Annotated in this window: 11 protein-coding genes; 2 read left to right on the forward strand and 9 right to left on the reverse strand. The window is 63.1% G+C overall.

All coding sequences use genetic code 11. The features are described 5' to 3' along the window. The coding region (locus F615_RS19360) for a type I secretion C-terminal target domain-containing protein (RefSeq protein WP_019560203.1) at positions 1–2322 on the forward strand (2322 nt) is incomplete at its 5' end. Positions 2323–2368: 46 nt separating this feature from the next. Here F615_RS19360 and F615_RS0105650 read toward each other — a convergent pair. Together F615_RS0105650 and F615_RS0105655 are read right to left on the reverse strand one after the other, a co-directional pair. Beyond that, entirely contained in the window at positions 2369–4273 is a 1905-nt protein-coding gene (locus F615_RS0105650; protein WP_019560204.1) for a bifunctional diguanylate cyclase/phosphodiesterase, read from the reverse strand. A gap of 25 nt (positions 4274–4298) precedes the next feature. Next, a complete protein-coding gene (locus F615_RS0105655) occupies positions 4299–4910 on the reverse strand; it encodes a transglutaminase-like cysteine peptidase (protein WP_211211784.1) in 612 nt (203 codons plus the stop codon). A gap of 407 nt (positions 4911–5317) precedes the next feature. Here F615_RS0105655 and F615_RS0105660 point away from each other — a divergent pair, with 407 nt between their 5' ends. Beyond that, positions 5318–7123, forward strand: coding sequence for a TolC family outer membrane protein (locus tag F615_RS0105660; protein WP_232301096.1), 1806 nt, complete (start codon positions 5318–5320; stop codon positions 7121–7123). A 52-nt stretch (positions 7124–7175) separates the two neighbouring features. Here F615_RS0105660 and F615_RS0105665 read toward each other — a convergent pair whose 3' ends face one another. From F615_RS0105665 to ppsA, 7 genes are all read right to left on the reverse strand, one after another. Further along, entirely contained in the window at positions 7176–7655 is a 480-nt protein-coding gene (locus tag F615_RS0105665) for a DUF6152 family protein (RefSeq protein ID WP_019560207.1), read from the reverse strand. A gap of 16 nt (positions 7656–7671) precedes the next feature. Continuing rightward, positions 7672–8091: a hypothetical protein gene (locus tag F615_RS0105670; protein ID WP_019560208.1), complete on the reverse strand. Its 420-nt coding sequence runs from the start codon at positions 8089–8091 to the stop codon at positions 7672–7674. A 226-nt stretch (positions 8092–8317) separates the two neighbouring features. Further along, positions 8318–10432 carry a sodium:solute symporter family protein gene (locus F615_RS0105675; protein ID WP_019560209.1) on the reverse strand — a complete coding sequence of 705 codons (2115 nt, stop codon included), beginning with the start codon at positions 10430–10432 and terminating at the stop codon, positions 8318–8320. A 4-nt stretch (positions 10433–10436) separates the two neighbouring features. Then, entirely contained in the window at positions 10437–10694 is a 258-nt protein-coding gene (locus F615_RS0105680; RefSeq protein WP_019560210.1) for a DUF4212 domain-containing protein, read from the reverse strand. Between the two features lie 145 nt (positions 10695–10839). Continuing rightward, the gene (locus F615_RS0105685) at positions 10840–11406 is read right to left on the reverse strand and encodes a tetratricopeptide repeat protein (RefSeq protein WP_019560211.1); all 567 of its coding nucleotides are present in this window, start codon (positions 11404–11406) and stop codon (positions 10840–10842) included. A gap of 11 nt (positions 11407–11417) precedes the next feature. Continuing rightward, on the reverse strand, positions 11418–11714 hold the full coding sequence (locus tag F615_RS0105690) for a hypothetical protein (protein WP_026330065.1): 297 nt from the start codon (positions 11712–11714) through the stop codon (positions 11418–11420). A gap of 202 nt (positions 11715–11916) precedes the next feature. Continuing rightward, positions 11917–14316, reverse strand: a complete 2400-nt coding sequence (gene ppsA / locus F615_RS0105700; RefSeq protein ID WP_019560214.1) for a phosphoenolpyruvate synthase — start codon at positions 14314–14316, stop codon at positions 11917–11919. Positions 14317–14496 lie beyond the last annotated feature (180 nt).

The following is a 14496-nucleotide window of genomic DNA, read 5'->3' on the forward strand; positions in this document are numbered from 1 at the left end:
GACAACGGCAACGGCACCTGGACGTACACGCCGGCGCCCAATGACGACACCAGCGTCAGTTTCAGCTACACCATCTCCGATGGCACCGCCTCGGTAGCCGCCAGTGCCTCGTTACCGATCGAAGCGGTGGCAGACGCACCGGTCATTAGCTTCTTTGCACCCACTCCAGCGTCGCCAACGCCTGGCACTGACACCACGGCCGGGCAAGGGCTGCTTCTGCAGCACTACACCAATGTCATTGCAGCCGGCGCCAATCTGACGGAACGTACCGCGACGAACTTGGCAAGCATCATGCAAGGCATGACGCCTTCGTTGACCAACGTGGTGACAGCCATTGATCTTTACGATGAGACCAGGGACTCGAACTCCCAAACCGGCGTGCCCACCAACAATGGCGTCAGTGTCACAGGGCTGATCTTTCTCGAAGGAGGCCGCTCGTATACCTTCTCGGGCTATGTCGATGACACCTACGTTTTCAAAATCGGTGGAACGTTGGTGAAGGTCAATGGAACGACCGACGCCGCGGAGAACCATGATTCATGGGGCCCCCGCACTTGGACCTTCACGCCTTCAGTCAGCGGCTACTACACCTTCGAGGTGTATTTGGCCAATAGCACCGGTGCGGGAGCGTTGGAGGTGGGGGTGCGCAACCATGACGGGTCGGTCTCGCCGATCAGCAGCTTGCCCACCTTCGTCTCGATCGATGCGGTCGATGCCCTGTCTTTGCCCCATGGTAACTTCATCAGTCATGGCAGTGGGGGCTACTATCCGCTCACGCCGAATGTCGGAGCAACGGATGGATACATCGCGCTCAGTGGCATCCAAGTCCAGCTGGCCGACACCGACGGATCCGAATCTCTGACCGCAGTGCAGCTCAGCGGCATGCCGGTCGGTTCGATCTTGACCGACGGCAGCCACACCGCCACGGTGGGCACGGCAGGCCAACTCATCAACATCATGGGCTGGAACTGGAGCGCCCTGAAGCTTCGCCCCCCTGTGGGTTACGAAGGAGCGATCACCGTTCAAGTGCAGGCCAGCTCGCAAGAGGCTGAAAACAACCACACCGTCACCAGCTCCAGCAGCTTCAACGTGCAGGTGCATGCCCCCGTGCAGGTGTACGCCCCACAAACCCTCATCGTGGTAGATCCCCCTGGATCGAACAACAACGCGGCCAATCGCACGGTTCCGATCCCGATCTACCTGCGCAGTGCAGATGCCATCCAATCCGTCACGCTGAGCGGTTTGCCGCAAGGCACCGTCTTGCGTTCCGGAAGCTCGAGCTTGACGGTCGGCGCCTCTGGCGTTGCCAGCCTCGATCCGGGGAGCTGGAACCTGCTGGCGCTGGTGGCCGAATTCCCGCGCATCACAGCAACCAATACCAACAACTACGGCGTGATCGAGCTGCAAGTCACCAACACGGCAGGGATCACGTCGATTCACCCCATCGATCTGTTGCACTCTACCACTCAGAACAACACACCCAGCACGACCGGTGACTCGGTCAACAACTACCAGTCGAGCGCATCGACCTCCGGGGGAGATGCCGACGACCTTTACCTCGGAAGCGGCTCAGCCAACACCTACTCCGGGGATCGAGGCAACGATCTGATCCGCGGCGAGGGCGGCAACGACACCCTCAATGGCGGGGACGGACATGATCGCATCGAAGGTGGCACGGGCAACGACATCCTTCGCGGAGGCGCCGGGCACGACATGCTCTTGGGAGGTGCTGGCAACGACACTCTCGAAGGCCAAGACGGCGACGATGTCCTGATGGGCGAAGACGGCAACGACACCCTCGATGGCGGAGCCGGTCATGACATCCTGATCGGTGGCATCGGCTCGGACATCCTGATCGGTGGCCAGGGCCATGACGTGCTCGACGGTGGTGCCGGCGACGATACCCTTGACGGGGGCGAGGGCAACGATCGGCTGTGGGGTGGCGCCAACAGCGACACCCTGACCGGCGGGGCAGGTGCCGATGTCTTTGCCTGGACATTGGCCGATCGCGGCTCACCCGGCGCGGCGCCGGTGGACACCATCACCGACTTCGACAATGCCCCCGGCGGCGACGTGCTCGATCTGCGTGATTTGCTGCAAGGAGAACACGCGGGCAACTTGGCCCACTACCTCCATTTCAGCACATCGGGCGGCAACACCATCGTCTCGATCAGCTCCACCGGAGGATTTGCCGGCGGCTTTAGCGCCTCGGCGGTCGATCAAGTCATTCAGCTCACCGGCGTCGATCTGACCAGTGGATTCAGCAGCGATCAACAAATCGTTCAGGACTTGCTCAGCCGAGGCAAGCTGTTGACCGATTGATCCGCAGCCAGGCGGCCGACGGCGACCCAAGCCGGCCGCGGAATCGTCATGATTCCACGGCCGGCCCCGTCGCCCCATCGACCCCGCAGTCCCACAACACCGCCAGGTCCTCGGCCCGCGCCACCCCTTCAGCAAAGACCGACAGGCCCAGACCATGGGCCAGCACCACCGTGCTGCGCACGAACTGCGCTTGCTCTGGTTGGCTCGCCACTCCCCGGGTGAACCGGGCATCGATCTTGATGAAGTCCAAGCCCATCTCATAAAGCCGCTCGATCCGGGCGAGATACTCGCCCGCGTGCTCCAGACCAAGGCGCACCCCAGTCCCCTTGAGCCGCTGCGCCAAATCCCGCACCAGTTCTGGGTGCAGCCATGCCGCCGTCTCGGGAAAATCGAGCCACAACGACTGCGCAGCCGCAGCCGCGGCGTCCAATCGGTCGCGCAACCCAACGACAAACCCCGGGGCTTGCAACGAAGCCGCCGCCACATTGACCCCTCGGGGTCGCCCGTCGGACCTGATCTCACGCAATGCTTCATCCACCGCGCACAAATCCACGGCCGACGTACTGAGCGTGCGCAAGGCCAGCGGCAACCAAGACGCCGCCGGCTCGAACGGACCAGAGGCCACCAACTGCAAGCGCAACGGACACTCCCAATGCACCAAGCCGCCCTTGGCATCACGCAACGGGAACCGTTCCAAACGCACCCGCCGATGGGCCAAGGCCTCGTCCAAGGCGTGTTTCCAAGCACCTTGTCCGCCCACCATCACCAACGGCCCATCGTGCACCTGGAGATGCCAACCGAAAGGACCGCTGGCTTCCGCATGCGCCAGCCCCTCATCGGCCCGGACCAACACCTCCGAAAGGGTCTGACCTCGTTGCCAGCCCGTGCAGGCCAGCGCGACTGCAGCCCCCTGCCCAGCGGCCTCGCACAACCTCCGCAACGCCTGACTCCAAGACTGCATCTCCTCGCTGCGCACCTGCCGGTTGGGCAACATCACAGCCAAGTCCGAGCCATTCAGACGGCCTGCGCCCGCATCCGCCACGTCCTGGCCCCAAGCCTGCACGGCTTGGGCCACGGCCACGATCAACTCATCCGTCCGTCGCCTCCCCAGGCGCGCATTGAGCCCGGCCAAATCGAGCATGCGCACCAACACCAGCGCCCCGTACGGTGCAGCGTCGTCGCGTTCCAACATCAGCTCCAATGCCCTGAGGAAGTGCTGCCGCTGCCACAGCCCCGTCAGTGCGTCACAGCTGGCCTGGCGCCGCAAAACCTCCACTTGCCGGGCTTGCTCTTCGAAGGCCTGCCGTACCCGCTGCACCATGGCATTCATCGCCTGCGTCAAGCGTCGCAGCTCCGGCACCTTGGGTTCTTCCACGGTCAGATACCGGCCATCGACCAAGGCCTGCGCCTGCCGCACCGTCGAACGCAACGGACGCCGAATGCCAGCCACCATCACATGGCCGGCCAGTCCTGCCAACACCCCAACCGCAGCCAACCACACCCCGGCCTGCAAGGTAGCGCGCCACAAGTCACGGTAAGCGTAGGCAGCATGACTGACCACACGCACCGTCCCAATGGCGCGCCAGCCGTCGGACACCTGTGCCACCCCCGGTTCGGAGACCAAAGGCACCATTCGCACGAACCAGGCCGGCGCGTACATCGGCACCGAGGGCATCTGCCGCTGCACCGAGCGTCCATCCACCCCGTACAGACTCACCTCCTGATAGTGCCCGGTGTCGAACTGCGCGGCCACCAGCAGCTCCATCAAGCCCCAATCGCCACCTTGCTGCGACAACGACAGGGCCAGCGCCGCCGCGTTGTCACTGTTTTTCACCCTCAATTGCGTCTGCACATAGTGACGTGCCGACACGATGGTCACGGCAAAACTGCCGGCAAACGCTAGCACCACGGTGGCCAACACCACCAGCCACACCTGCCGAATCAAGGACATCGATCTTCCCCCCGAGCACCCGCGTTCATGGCAAGAACCCCTCCTGAGACGCCTTCAGCAGCACCTCTCGCCAGCGCGACAGACGGGCCACCGGATCGCCGGCCGGCACCGTCCCCACCCCTTGCCATAGCCCCTCGGTGTTGAAACTGAACACCGGGGTCAAATCCGACCGGCGCGACGCCGGCCGAATCTCATCGATCAAATTGTCCAGAATCAAAGGCTCGGCCTGGGGCTGGGCATAGTAAGCCAGCACCATGTGCGCCTGACTCGGCCCCGAAGGCCCACCGATGCGAGCACGCACGTACACCAAGCGCATACGTTCGGCAGGCACTCCTGCAGCCAACAGCGTCAAATACTTGGAAATCGCAAAATCCTCGCAATCACCGGCACCTTTGGACAAGGTTTCCAGTGGGCTGGCCCAATAATCCGCCTGCGCCCACACCTCGCGGTCTTCCTTGAACGCCACACGCCGATTGAAAAACCGGTTCACATCGTCCAGCGCTCGCTCCAGCTCGCTCAGATTCAAACGCTCCAACATCGCCAGCAGGGCTGCCACCTCCTGCTGCGCCCCGGGTCCCAGGGCTTTGGCCGACTGCAGCATGCGCTGGGCGTTCGGCGCACTCGTTGCCCAGGCCATCAAGCCCGCCACCACCCCCACGGCCAGGACGCGCCATACGGCCTGCCCAGCAAGGGCACACCGTCCAAGGACGCCGGACTGAAGAGCGGGTGCTGACATGACCCCGCAAGCCTAACCTTTGGCCGCGCGGGCAAACCGCAGAGCATCCCTTCCAAGGGTGCGCAATTTCCCAAACTTCTGCCTGCCGGGCATGACAATCCACAGCCCGCCGCCGAACCAGCTCGGGGATTCGTTAAAAATTCCTCACCATCCCCTCAAGCGAGGGGGGCGCCAATCCATCGCTGCATCGATAGACTGCCCCCGCCAACCCACCGTCTCTTTTTTCGGACTGAAGATTAATGCGACATTTCTCGCTTCATGTGCTGATGGCGTGCTCATTGGTCGGAGTCCACGCATCGGCACAACCGTTGCCAACTTCCTCCCTTCCCAACGAGCTGCAAAACGTCGCGCGCCAAGCCCTGGAAAGCAACCCTGAGGTGGCCGCCCGCGTCAACGCTTACCATGCCGCTGGACATGAAAGCGATGCCGCTCGCGCGGCATACCGCCCGCGCCTGGACCTCTTTGCCAATGCCGCACGCGAGCGCGACCGCTTCGACAACCGCAGCCCGGCCACCGACACCTTGGACCGCACCGGCGTTGGCCTGTCCCTCACCCAAATCCTTTGGGATGGCCTGGCGGGCTATCACGACCAACGCCGCGCCGAGCATGGACGGCTCGTACGTTACTTCGAGCTGGTCGACACCACCGAACGAATTGCACTGGACGCCCTGCGTGCTTACTACGACGTGGCCCGTTACCGTGAACTGGTACGGCTGGCCGAAGACAACTACGTCCAACACAAAGCCTTTTTCGATCAGATCCAGTCGCGCTTCAAAGCTGGCGTCAGCCGAGGCGTCGATCTCGAACAAGCAGCGGCCCGTCTGGCGCTGGCCGAATCCAACCTCAACACCGAGGTGTCCAATCTCCATGACGTCACCGCGCGCTACCTGCGCATCGTGGGCGCCCCGCCACGCCTCACCGGACCGGCCGTCACGCTCGATCGCATCGTGCAGCCGGCCAACGCACAGGACGTCTTGAAAGCGGCACTCAGTCGCAACGCTGCCATCTCGGCGGCCGTAGAAAGCCTGCGGGCCGCCCGAGCGCAAGCCTCAGTCCAACAAGCCGCCTACCAGCCCCGTGTCGAAGCCCGAGTGCGCACCGGCGCCGGACACAACTACGAAGGCCTGGCCGGACAAACGCGTGACACCGTCGGCGAAATCGTGCTGAACTGGAACCTCTACAACGGCGGCGCAGACCATGCCCGCGTGCAACGAGCCGCGCGTCAACTCGACCAAGCGGCCGACCAGCGGGACGCCGTATGCCGCGACGTTTGGCAAACCGCGGCCATCGCCTACAACGACACGCGCAAACTCGTCGACCAACTCCAGTATCTCGACGCCAACCAAACCGCCATCGAAAAAGCGCGTGACGCCTACCGGCGACAATTCGACATCGGTCAACGCAGCTTGCTGGACCTGCTCAACGCAGAAAATGAGCTCTACACCGCGCGCCGGGCCTATGCCAACGCCCGCCACGATCTGGACATCGCGCGGCTGCGCACCCATGCCGCCATGGGCGAACTCCTGCCGGCCTTGGGCCTGAGCCGCCCGCTGGCCGAGGCAGCCCCCGACGCAGGCTGGAACGCCGCTGAAGACGCAGCCCAACGCTGCCCCATCGTCACTCCGGCAGTCGAAGTCACCCCTCGATCGGAGCTCGACGAACGGGCCCGCCGACTGATGAGCAGCCACGGCACCCCGGCGCCGCAGCCGCCGGCGGCTGCGGCCCCCGCCCCCGCCCCTGCCCCCGCCAAAGCGTCATCGCAGGCGGATCGAGACAAGGTCTCCGCCGTCTTGCATCAGCTCGACGGCTGGGCGGCGGCCTGGCGCGCCAAAGATCTGCCACGCTACATGAGCTTCTACTCGCCCCGCTTTCAACCCCGCTTGACGAGCTATGACGAGTGGGTCGCGCAACGACGCCAGCGCGTGACCAAACCCGGCCCGATCGGTCTGAAGCTCGGTCCGGTGCAAACCCGCACCGTGGCCGCCGACACCATCGAAACGGCCTTCCATCAGACCTACACTTCGCTGGATTACAGCGACAAAATGCGCAAAGTCCTTACCTGGCGCCTCGAAGACGACGCGCAGTGGTTGATCTACCGCGAAACCAACCGCTAAGACCTACGGTGCCACAACGCTGGCCATCCTGCAGCCAGCGGCATGTTCCCCCTCACGCCGGGGCCGAGCGCAAGCCATACGCCTTGCCGCTCAGAAACAGAAACTCAGCCCGCAACAAAGCCTCGGCTCGTTCCCCCTTGAGCCCGTACCCCACCACCTCGACATGCGCGCCCAGTTCAGGCGCTGCCGTCAAACCCCATTGATTCAAACGAAACAGCGGGGCCAACTCAATCTCCCAACGTGCATCACGTCGGGCAGGCACGACCGCGCGAGCCAACACCCCCGCCACATCGACCGGCGCCGTCTGGGGTGGCACAGGGCGTTGCGCCAAATCCGCAGGAAGCGTCAAGCCCTCGGGCACCTCCAGCACCAGTTCGGCATGCGGATTGCGCCAGCGCGCATCGACCACACGGCCGGCCACATACAGCGGCCGATCTTGATCGAAACCGCTCCAGCCATGATGCGCCCAGCCAGGCCGGCTCCAGCCGCCGGCCACCAGCGCCATTCCCAACAGGACATCCCGTCGCTCCATCAGACCGCTCCTTTCCTCATCCGTAGGCAATCCACCGCCCACACACCAGCACCCACATCCACAGCACACTAGACAGCAGCATCGACGCCTTGGCCATCGCGTCCAATTTCTGCAGCGAGCCTCGACAGTGAAACCAAGCCGCATTGATACCTGCCAAAGCCAACAAGCCCATCTTCGACAAGAAAAACCGGTTGTTCAGGAGTTCCGAAGCCTGCGTGGCCCACATCAACGAGCCCGAGACAGCCGCCAGTGCAAAGCCCAACAGCGCCAAACCGATGCACAGTCGCGCCAAAGCCTGCACCGACAACACAGACGCCCCGCCCCATACTCTCACTTCCAAGGCCAACAAATTGCCCAGCAACAAGGCGATACCCACGATGTGCACCACCTCCAGCATGGGGTAAGCCCAAGGATGGGCCGCCAACGCCGCGAACATCCCGCAGCTCCTTTCCGTCAAAAGCCCAGCACTGGCACATCCATCACCGCAGGGGCACTGGGCCCGTGCAAAGCCATCCGCGCAAAGCCGTCCCCGGCGGCCCGGCCACGCACGAGGCATCTCGACGATTGTGCGCCCACGGCACGCATCAAAGAAAAGGCCCCGCGGAGCTGCGGGGCCTTTTACATGGGAGCCACGCAACGGCTCCCAAGCCACTGATCCTCGATCAGGCCGACTTCAAGTTTGGATAGCGAACGTGTTCGACGAGCTCTTGCACTTCCTTCTTGGGCGCCGGCGTGAACAGGCTGACCAAGATGATGACGGCAAAGCCCAGCGGCACACCGAACAGCCCAGCCGAAATCGGCTGGATGCCCCACCACAGCTCCACCGGTGAGGTGACGCCAAAGACGCTGCGCAGCCAGGGCTGGGTGGTGGCCATGTAATAGAAGGTCAGCCCCAGACCGGCGATCATGCCGCACACCGCCCCGATACTGGAGGCTCGCTTCCAGAAAATCCCAAGCACCAGTGCCGGGAAGAAGGCCGCCGCTGCGAACGAGAATGCCGCCGACACCAGGAAGAGGATGTCGGCCGGCTTCTGCGAAGCCACATACGCCGCCAACAGCGCCACCACCAACAGCAAGGTCTTCGAGATCATCACCCGACGCGAGGTCGGCGCATTCGGGTCGATCATCTTGTAGTACAGGTCATGCGACAACGCGTTGGCGATCGTCAGCAGCAAACCGTCAGCCGTGGACAAAGCCGCCGCCAGACCGCCTGCGGCCACCATGCCCGAAATGACGTATGGCAGGCCTGCAATGGCCGGCGTGGCCAACACGATGATGTCCCCACCGATACGCATCTCACCGAGCTGGAAGATGCCGTCGCCGTTGATGTCCTGCACCGACAGCAGCGACGGATCGACCCGGTTCCATGCGGCAATCCAGCTTGGCAGCTTGTCAAATGGCGTGCCCACCAGCACCGTCATCACTTCGTACTTGACCAGCACGGCCAGGGCCGGTGCCGTGAAGTACAAGAGGAAAATGAAGAACAGCGACCAGAACACCGACTCACGCGCCTCTTTCACCGACGGTGTGGTGTAGTACCGCATCAGAATGTGCGGCAGCGCCGCCGTGCCCACCATCAGGCAAAAGATCAGCGCCAGGAAGTTGCGGCGTGAAGTATCGAAGGCCTTTTTGGCCGCTTCATCCCCGTTGGGGTCGCCTGCAAAGATCTGGGCATGGGGCGGCATGCCTGCCAAGGGCTTGGCACGCGCCTCGTTGGCGGCCTTGGCCGCTGCATAGGCTTTGCGAGCGTCGGCTTCGGTGGCCGGCAAGGCCGCCAGAGCCTTCTCGGCCGCTTGGATCTCGGCCAGCGGAGCATTGCGGGCCTTCAGATCGGCGATCTTCTGCTCGGCAGCGGCCCGGTCGGCGGCCATCGCCGCAGGCACGTCCTTGAGCTTGGCCTCGGCCTCGGCCGCGCGCTTCTTGAAGATCTCGATGACCTCCAGCTCTTTCGGATCCTTACGCAGCTCGTTCTCCTTGGCCGTGACCTTTTCGAGCTGGGCTCCATAGATGATCTGCGGGATGGGCACGCCCGTCTGCTTGACCGACAGCCAGATCACCGGGATGAGGTACGCAATGATCAGGATGATGTACTGGGCCACTTGGGTCCAGGTCACTGCACGCATCCCCCCCAGGAAGGAGCACACCAGGATGCCACCCAGACCAACGAAGATCCCGATCTCGAAGGCCAAGCCGGTCAGCCGCGAGGTGATCAGACCCACGCCATAGATCTGCGCCACCACGTATGTGAAAGAGCACAGAATCGCCGCGAGGATACCGATCAAACGAGCCAGGTTGCCACCATAACGAGCCCCCAGGAAGTCGGGGATCGTGAACTGGCCGAACTTGCGCAGGTAGGGTGCCAGGAACAGCGCCACCAGGCAGTAGCCGCCTGTCCAGCCCATGATGAAGGCCAGTCCACCGTAGCCCGTGAGATACAGTGTGCCGGCCATCCCGATGAACGAGGCGGCCGACATCCAGTCGGCGCCGGTGGCCATGCCGTTGTAGATCGCAGGCACACGCCGGCCGGCCACATAGTACTCGGCCGCATCGGTGGTGCGACTCATGATGCCGATGCCGGCATACAGAGCCACAGTGGCCAGCAGAAAGATCAGACCGATCCAGTTGGCAGGCAGGCCCATTTGTTCGAGCAAGCCCAGCACGATGATGAAGATCAGAAAGCCGCCGGTGTACCAGCCGTACACCTTGTTGAGCTGCTTCTTGAAGGCTGCATTGGCAGCCGCGCCGGTCGAGCCGGACGCAGGGGTCAATCCCGCCATGGTGTTACTCCTCCTCCGCGACGTCATGCTCCTGGTCCAGCCGGTTCATGTACCGCGCGTAGTACCAGATGATGGCCACATAGACGATGAGGGCGCCTTGCGCCCCCACCCAAAAGCTGAATGGCCAACCAAAGAAGTTGAAACTCAGATCGCGGGCAAAATACCCAATGACGAATGTGACGAAGAACCAGATCGCCAGCAAGATGCTGGTGATCCTCAGATTCTTGCGCCAGTACTCCTCGTGCTTGCGCGTCAACTGCATGACGATGGTCTCCTCTTTGTTGCGCCGTGGGGACCCTCCCCACCCGCGCGAAACGACAGCCCCCCGCCCGTCTCCCCAAGCGGGCTTGCAGCCTAGGCTGTCCCCTTGACGCGGCGACGGAAGATCCGGCACCGCGCCTCCTGTGTCACGCGGACAAGCCGGTTTCGCGCTCCAGTTGAGCCGCGACCTTGGGCTCGAAGCCTTTGAGATGGCGAATGATCCGCCGTGCCTCTTCGGGCTCGTGACGATCCACATGCACCCGTGCGAGCTGGTACCAGCCGTACGGACTCATGGGCTGCAATTCGGTGTTGCGCTTGAGGACCTCGACAGCCTCATCGAAGCGGCGCGTCCTGATCAGCACCAAGCCCAACCCGTACCAGGCACGGTCGAGCCGCGGATCCATGGACACGGCGCGCCGAAATGCCTGTTCGGCTTGCGCCAGATCGCCCGCTTCTTCCAGCAAATAGCCGTAATTGAACCAGGAGGCTGCCGAATGCTCAGGGTGCGCCGCAAGCAAGTCGCGGTAATCGGCTTGGGCTGCCTCGCGCTGCCCCAACTGCGCACGCAGATGCGCCCGGCTGGCCAACACGTACGCATCGCCAGGGAAGCGCAGCAACATCTCGTCGAACACATCCAAGGCAGCGGCGTGGCGCCCCACCAGGATCATGGCCTGCGCCCGCCAACGCAACCAGCGGTAGGTCAGCGACTTCATTGCGCTCGAACTCATCGACACAGATGCACCCCAATCTCGATGCAAATGGCAATGCGTGCCACGGTCGAAGCCACATAAGCCATCAACAGCAGGGCAAACGTGGCCAGCGGGATGTGCCGATCCAGCACGATGCGCGGCGTCAGCAACCGAGTCAGCCGGGTGAACGGTCGGGTCAACACGCCCAGCAGCTGATAGAACAAATTGCTCTCACGCCCCGCTCCGGCCAGCAAGCCCAGCACCCACTGGCCCAGCAGTGACAACAATGCGATGGCCGCAACGGTCTGAACGATGGTGACGAACAGCAACATGGCTTGCAAGCACCGCAGTGCATGACCCGATGCCTTCATTCTTGGCTGGCGGCTTACGTATTTCTGACAAGGTCCGCGTCTTGCGCGTAAGTCCGATCAGGGCTTACCCTGACCTGCCGAACCCGCATGAAAAACGGCCCCTGGGGGCCGTCGAGCATGACCGCCTTGCGGCGGTGCAACACACCTGGGTCGAAAAAAAACTTCAAGTGCGCGCTGCCAGCAGCTTCCAGGTGTCGACCACAGTGTCCGGGTTCAGCGAGATCGAGACGATGCCCTCTTGCGCCAGCCACTGCGCGAAATCCGGGTGATCGCTGGGCCCCTGGCCGCAAATGCCGATGTATTTGCCGTGGGCACGGCAGGCCGCAATCGCCCGCGAAATCAAGGCCTTGACGGCCGGATCGCGTTCGTCGAAGTCATGCGCAAGCAGCTCCAGGCCCGAGTCGCGGTCCAGGCCCAAGGTGAGTTGCGTCAAATCATTGGAGCCAATGGACATGCCATCGAAGTACTCGAGGAATTGCTCGGCCAAGATGGCATTGCTCGGCACCTCACACATCATGATCAAACGCAGCCCATTGTGACCTCGCTTGAGGCCTTGATCGGCCAGCATGGCGGTGACTTTCTCGGCCTGGGCCAGCGTGCGCACGAAGGGCACCATGATCTCCACGTTGGTCAGCCCCATGTCATTGCGCACACGCTTGAGGGCCTCGCACTCCATGGCAAAGGCTTCGGCGAATTCCTCACTGACATAGCGCGAGGCCCCACGGAAACCGAGCATCGGATTTTCTTCTTCAGGCTCATAGCGCGAGCCCCCAATGAGCTTGCGGTACTCGTTGGACTTGAAGTCCGACAAGCGCACGATCACCGGCTTGGGCCAGAAGGCCGCGGCAATCGTCGCCACACCTTCGGCAAGCTTGTCCACGTAAAAGGCCCGCGGACTGGCATGACCGCGCGCCACCGATTCGACCGCCTTTTTCAGATCGGAATCGACATTGGGATAGTCGAGAATGGCCTTGGGATGCACGCCGATGTTGTTGTTGATGATGAACTCCAGCCGCGCCAACCCCACGCCGGCATTGGGCATTTGGGCGAAGTCGAAGGCAAGCTGTGGATTGCCCACGTTCATCATGATCTTGACCGGACAATACGGCATCTCGCCACGCTCGACCTCGGTGACTTCGGTCTCCAGCAGTCCGTCGTAGATGTAGCCGGTGTCGCCTTCGGAGCAGGCCACCGTGACCAAGGCGCCATCCTTGAGCACCTCGGTGGCATTGCCGCAGCCCACCACGGCCGGGATGCCCAGCTCGCGCGCGATGATGGCCGCATGACAGGTGCGCCCACCGCGGTTGGTGACGATGGCGCTGGCGCGCTTCATCACCGGCTCCCAGTTCGGATCGGTCATGTCGGTGACGAGCACGTCGCCGGGCTGCACCTTGTCCATCTCGGCGATCGAGTGAACGATGCGCACCGGGCCGGTGCCGATCTTTTGGCCGATCGCACGGCCTTCGGCCAACACCGTGCCTTGGCCCTTGAGCTTGTAGCGGTGCTCGACCTTGCCTTCGCCTTGGCTCTTCACCGTCTCTGGGCGGGCCTGCAGGATGTAGAGGCGCCCGTCCTGGCCGTCCTTGCCCCACTCGATGTCCATCGGGCGGCCGTAATGCTCCTCGATGATCAAGGCATAGCGGGCCAGTTCGATGACATCCTCATCGGTCAAAGAATAACGATTGCGCAGCTCGGCAGCGGTGTCCACCGTCTTGACCAGCTTACCGCTGGCCTGCTTCTCCGCCACGGAGGCGAACTCCATCTTGATGAGTTTGGAGCCCAAGTTGCGGCGGATGATCGGGAACTTGCCGTTCTTCAGCGCGGGCTTGTGCACATAGAACTCGTCGGGGTTGACCGCGCCTTGCACGACCGTCTCGCCCAGGCCGTAGCTCGACGTGATGAACACCACATCCGGGAACCCCGATTCGGTGTCGATCGTGAACATCACGCCAGCCGCACCGAGGTCGGAGCGCACCATGCGCTGCACGCCAGCGGACAAGGCCACGTCACTGTGAGCGAACCCCTTGTGCACCCGGTAGCTGATCGCGCGGTCGTTATAGAGCGAGGCAAACACCTCCTTCATCTTGTGCAGCACCTCGTCGATGCCCACCACATTGAGGAAGGTCTCCTGCTGACCGGCGAATGAAGCATCGGGCAAGTCTTCGGCCGTGGCCGAGGATCGCACGGCGAACGATGCCCCCGGATCATCGGCCGTGAGCTTGTCGAATTCGGCGCGGATGGCAGCCTCCAGCGCCGGAGGAAACGGAGTGTTCAGCACCCACGAACGAATCTCGGTGCCGGCCTGAGCCAGGGCACGCACATCATCCGTGTTCAGACTGGCCAAACGCTCATGGATGCGCTCGACCAACCCACCGTGCTTCAAAAACTCGCGGAACGCATGCGCCGTGGTCGCAAAGCCGCCGGGCACGCGCACCCCTGAGGCCGACAACTGGCTGATCATCTCGCCGAGGGAGGCGTTCTTGCCGCCGACCACCTCGACATCGGTCATCCTCAGTTGTTCGAAGGGCACGACCAAGGCGGTCGCCAGATGGGATGAAGACATGGGAAAGCTCCGTGATGTTGAGAAACCGGTGCTCCCCTGCCGGCACGCCTGGACAAATCAGGACAGGCCCCGCCCCGCCACTTTGTGGATTCTGGTTCGTGCGGTGGGGTAGACATGGAGGCGCGGGCAAGCGATATTGGCAGATATTTTACGGCCCTTCGGCCCCGCCCCGGTTTGTAC

This window comes from Caldimonas manganoxidans ATCC BAA-369, from assembly GCF_000381125.1.
Classification (GTDB): domain Bacteria; phylum Pseudomonadota; class Gammaproteobacteria; order Burkholderiales; family Burkholderiaceae_C; genus Caldimonas; species Caldimonas manganoxidans.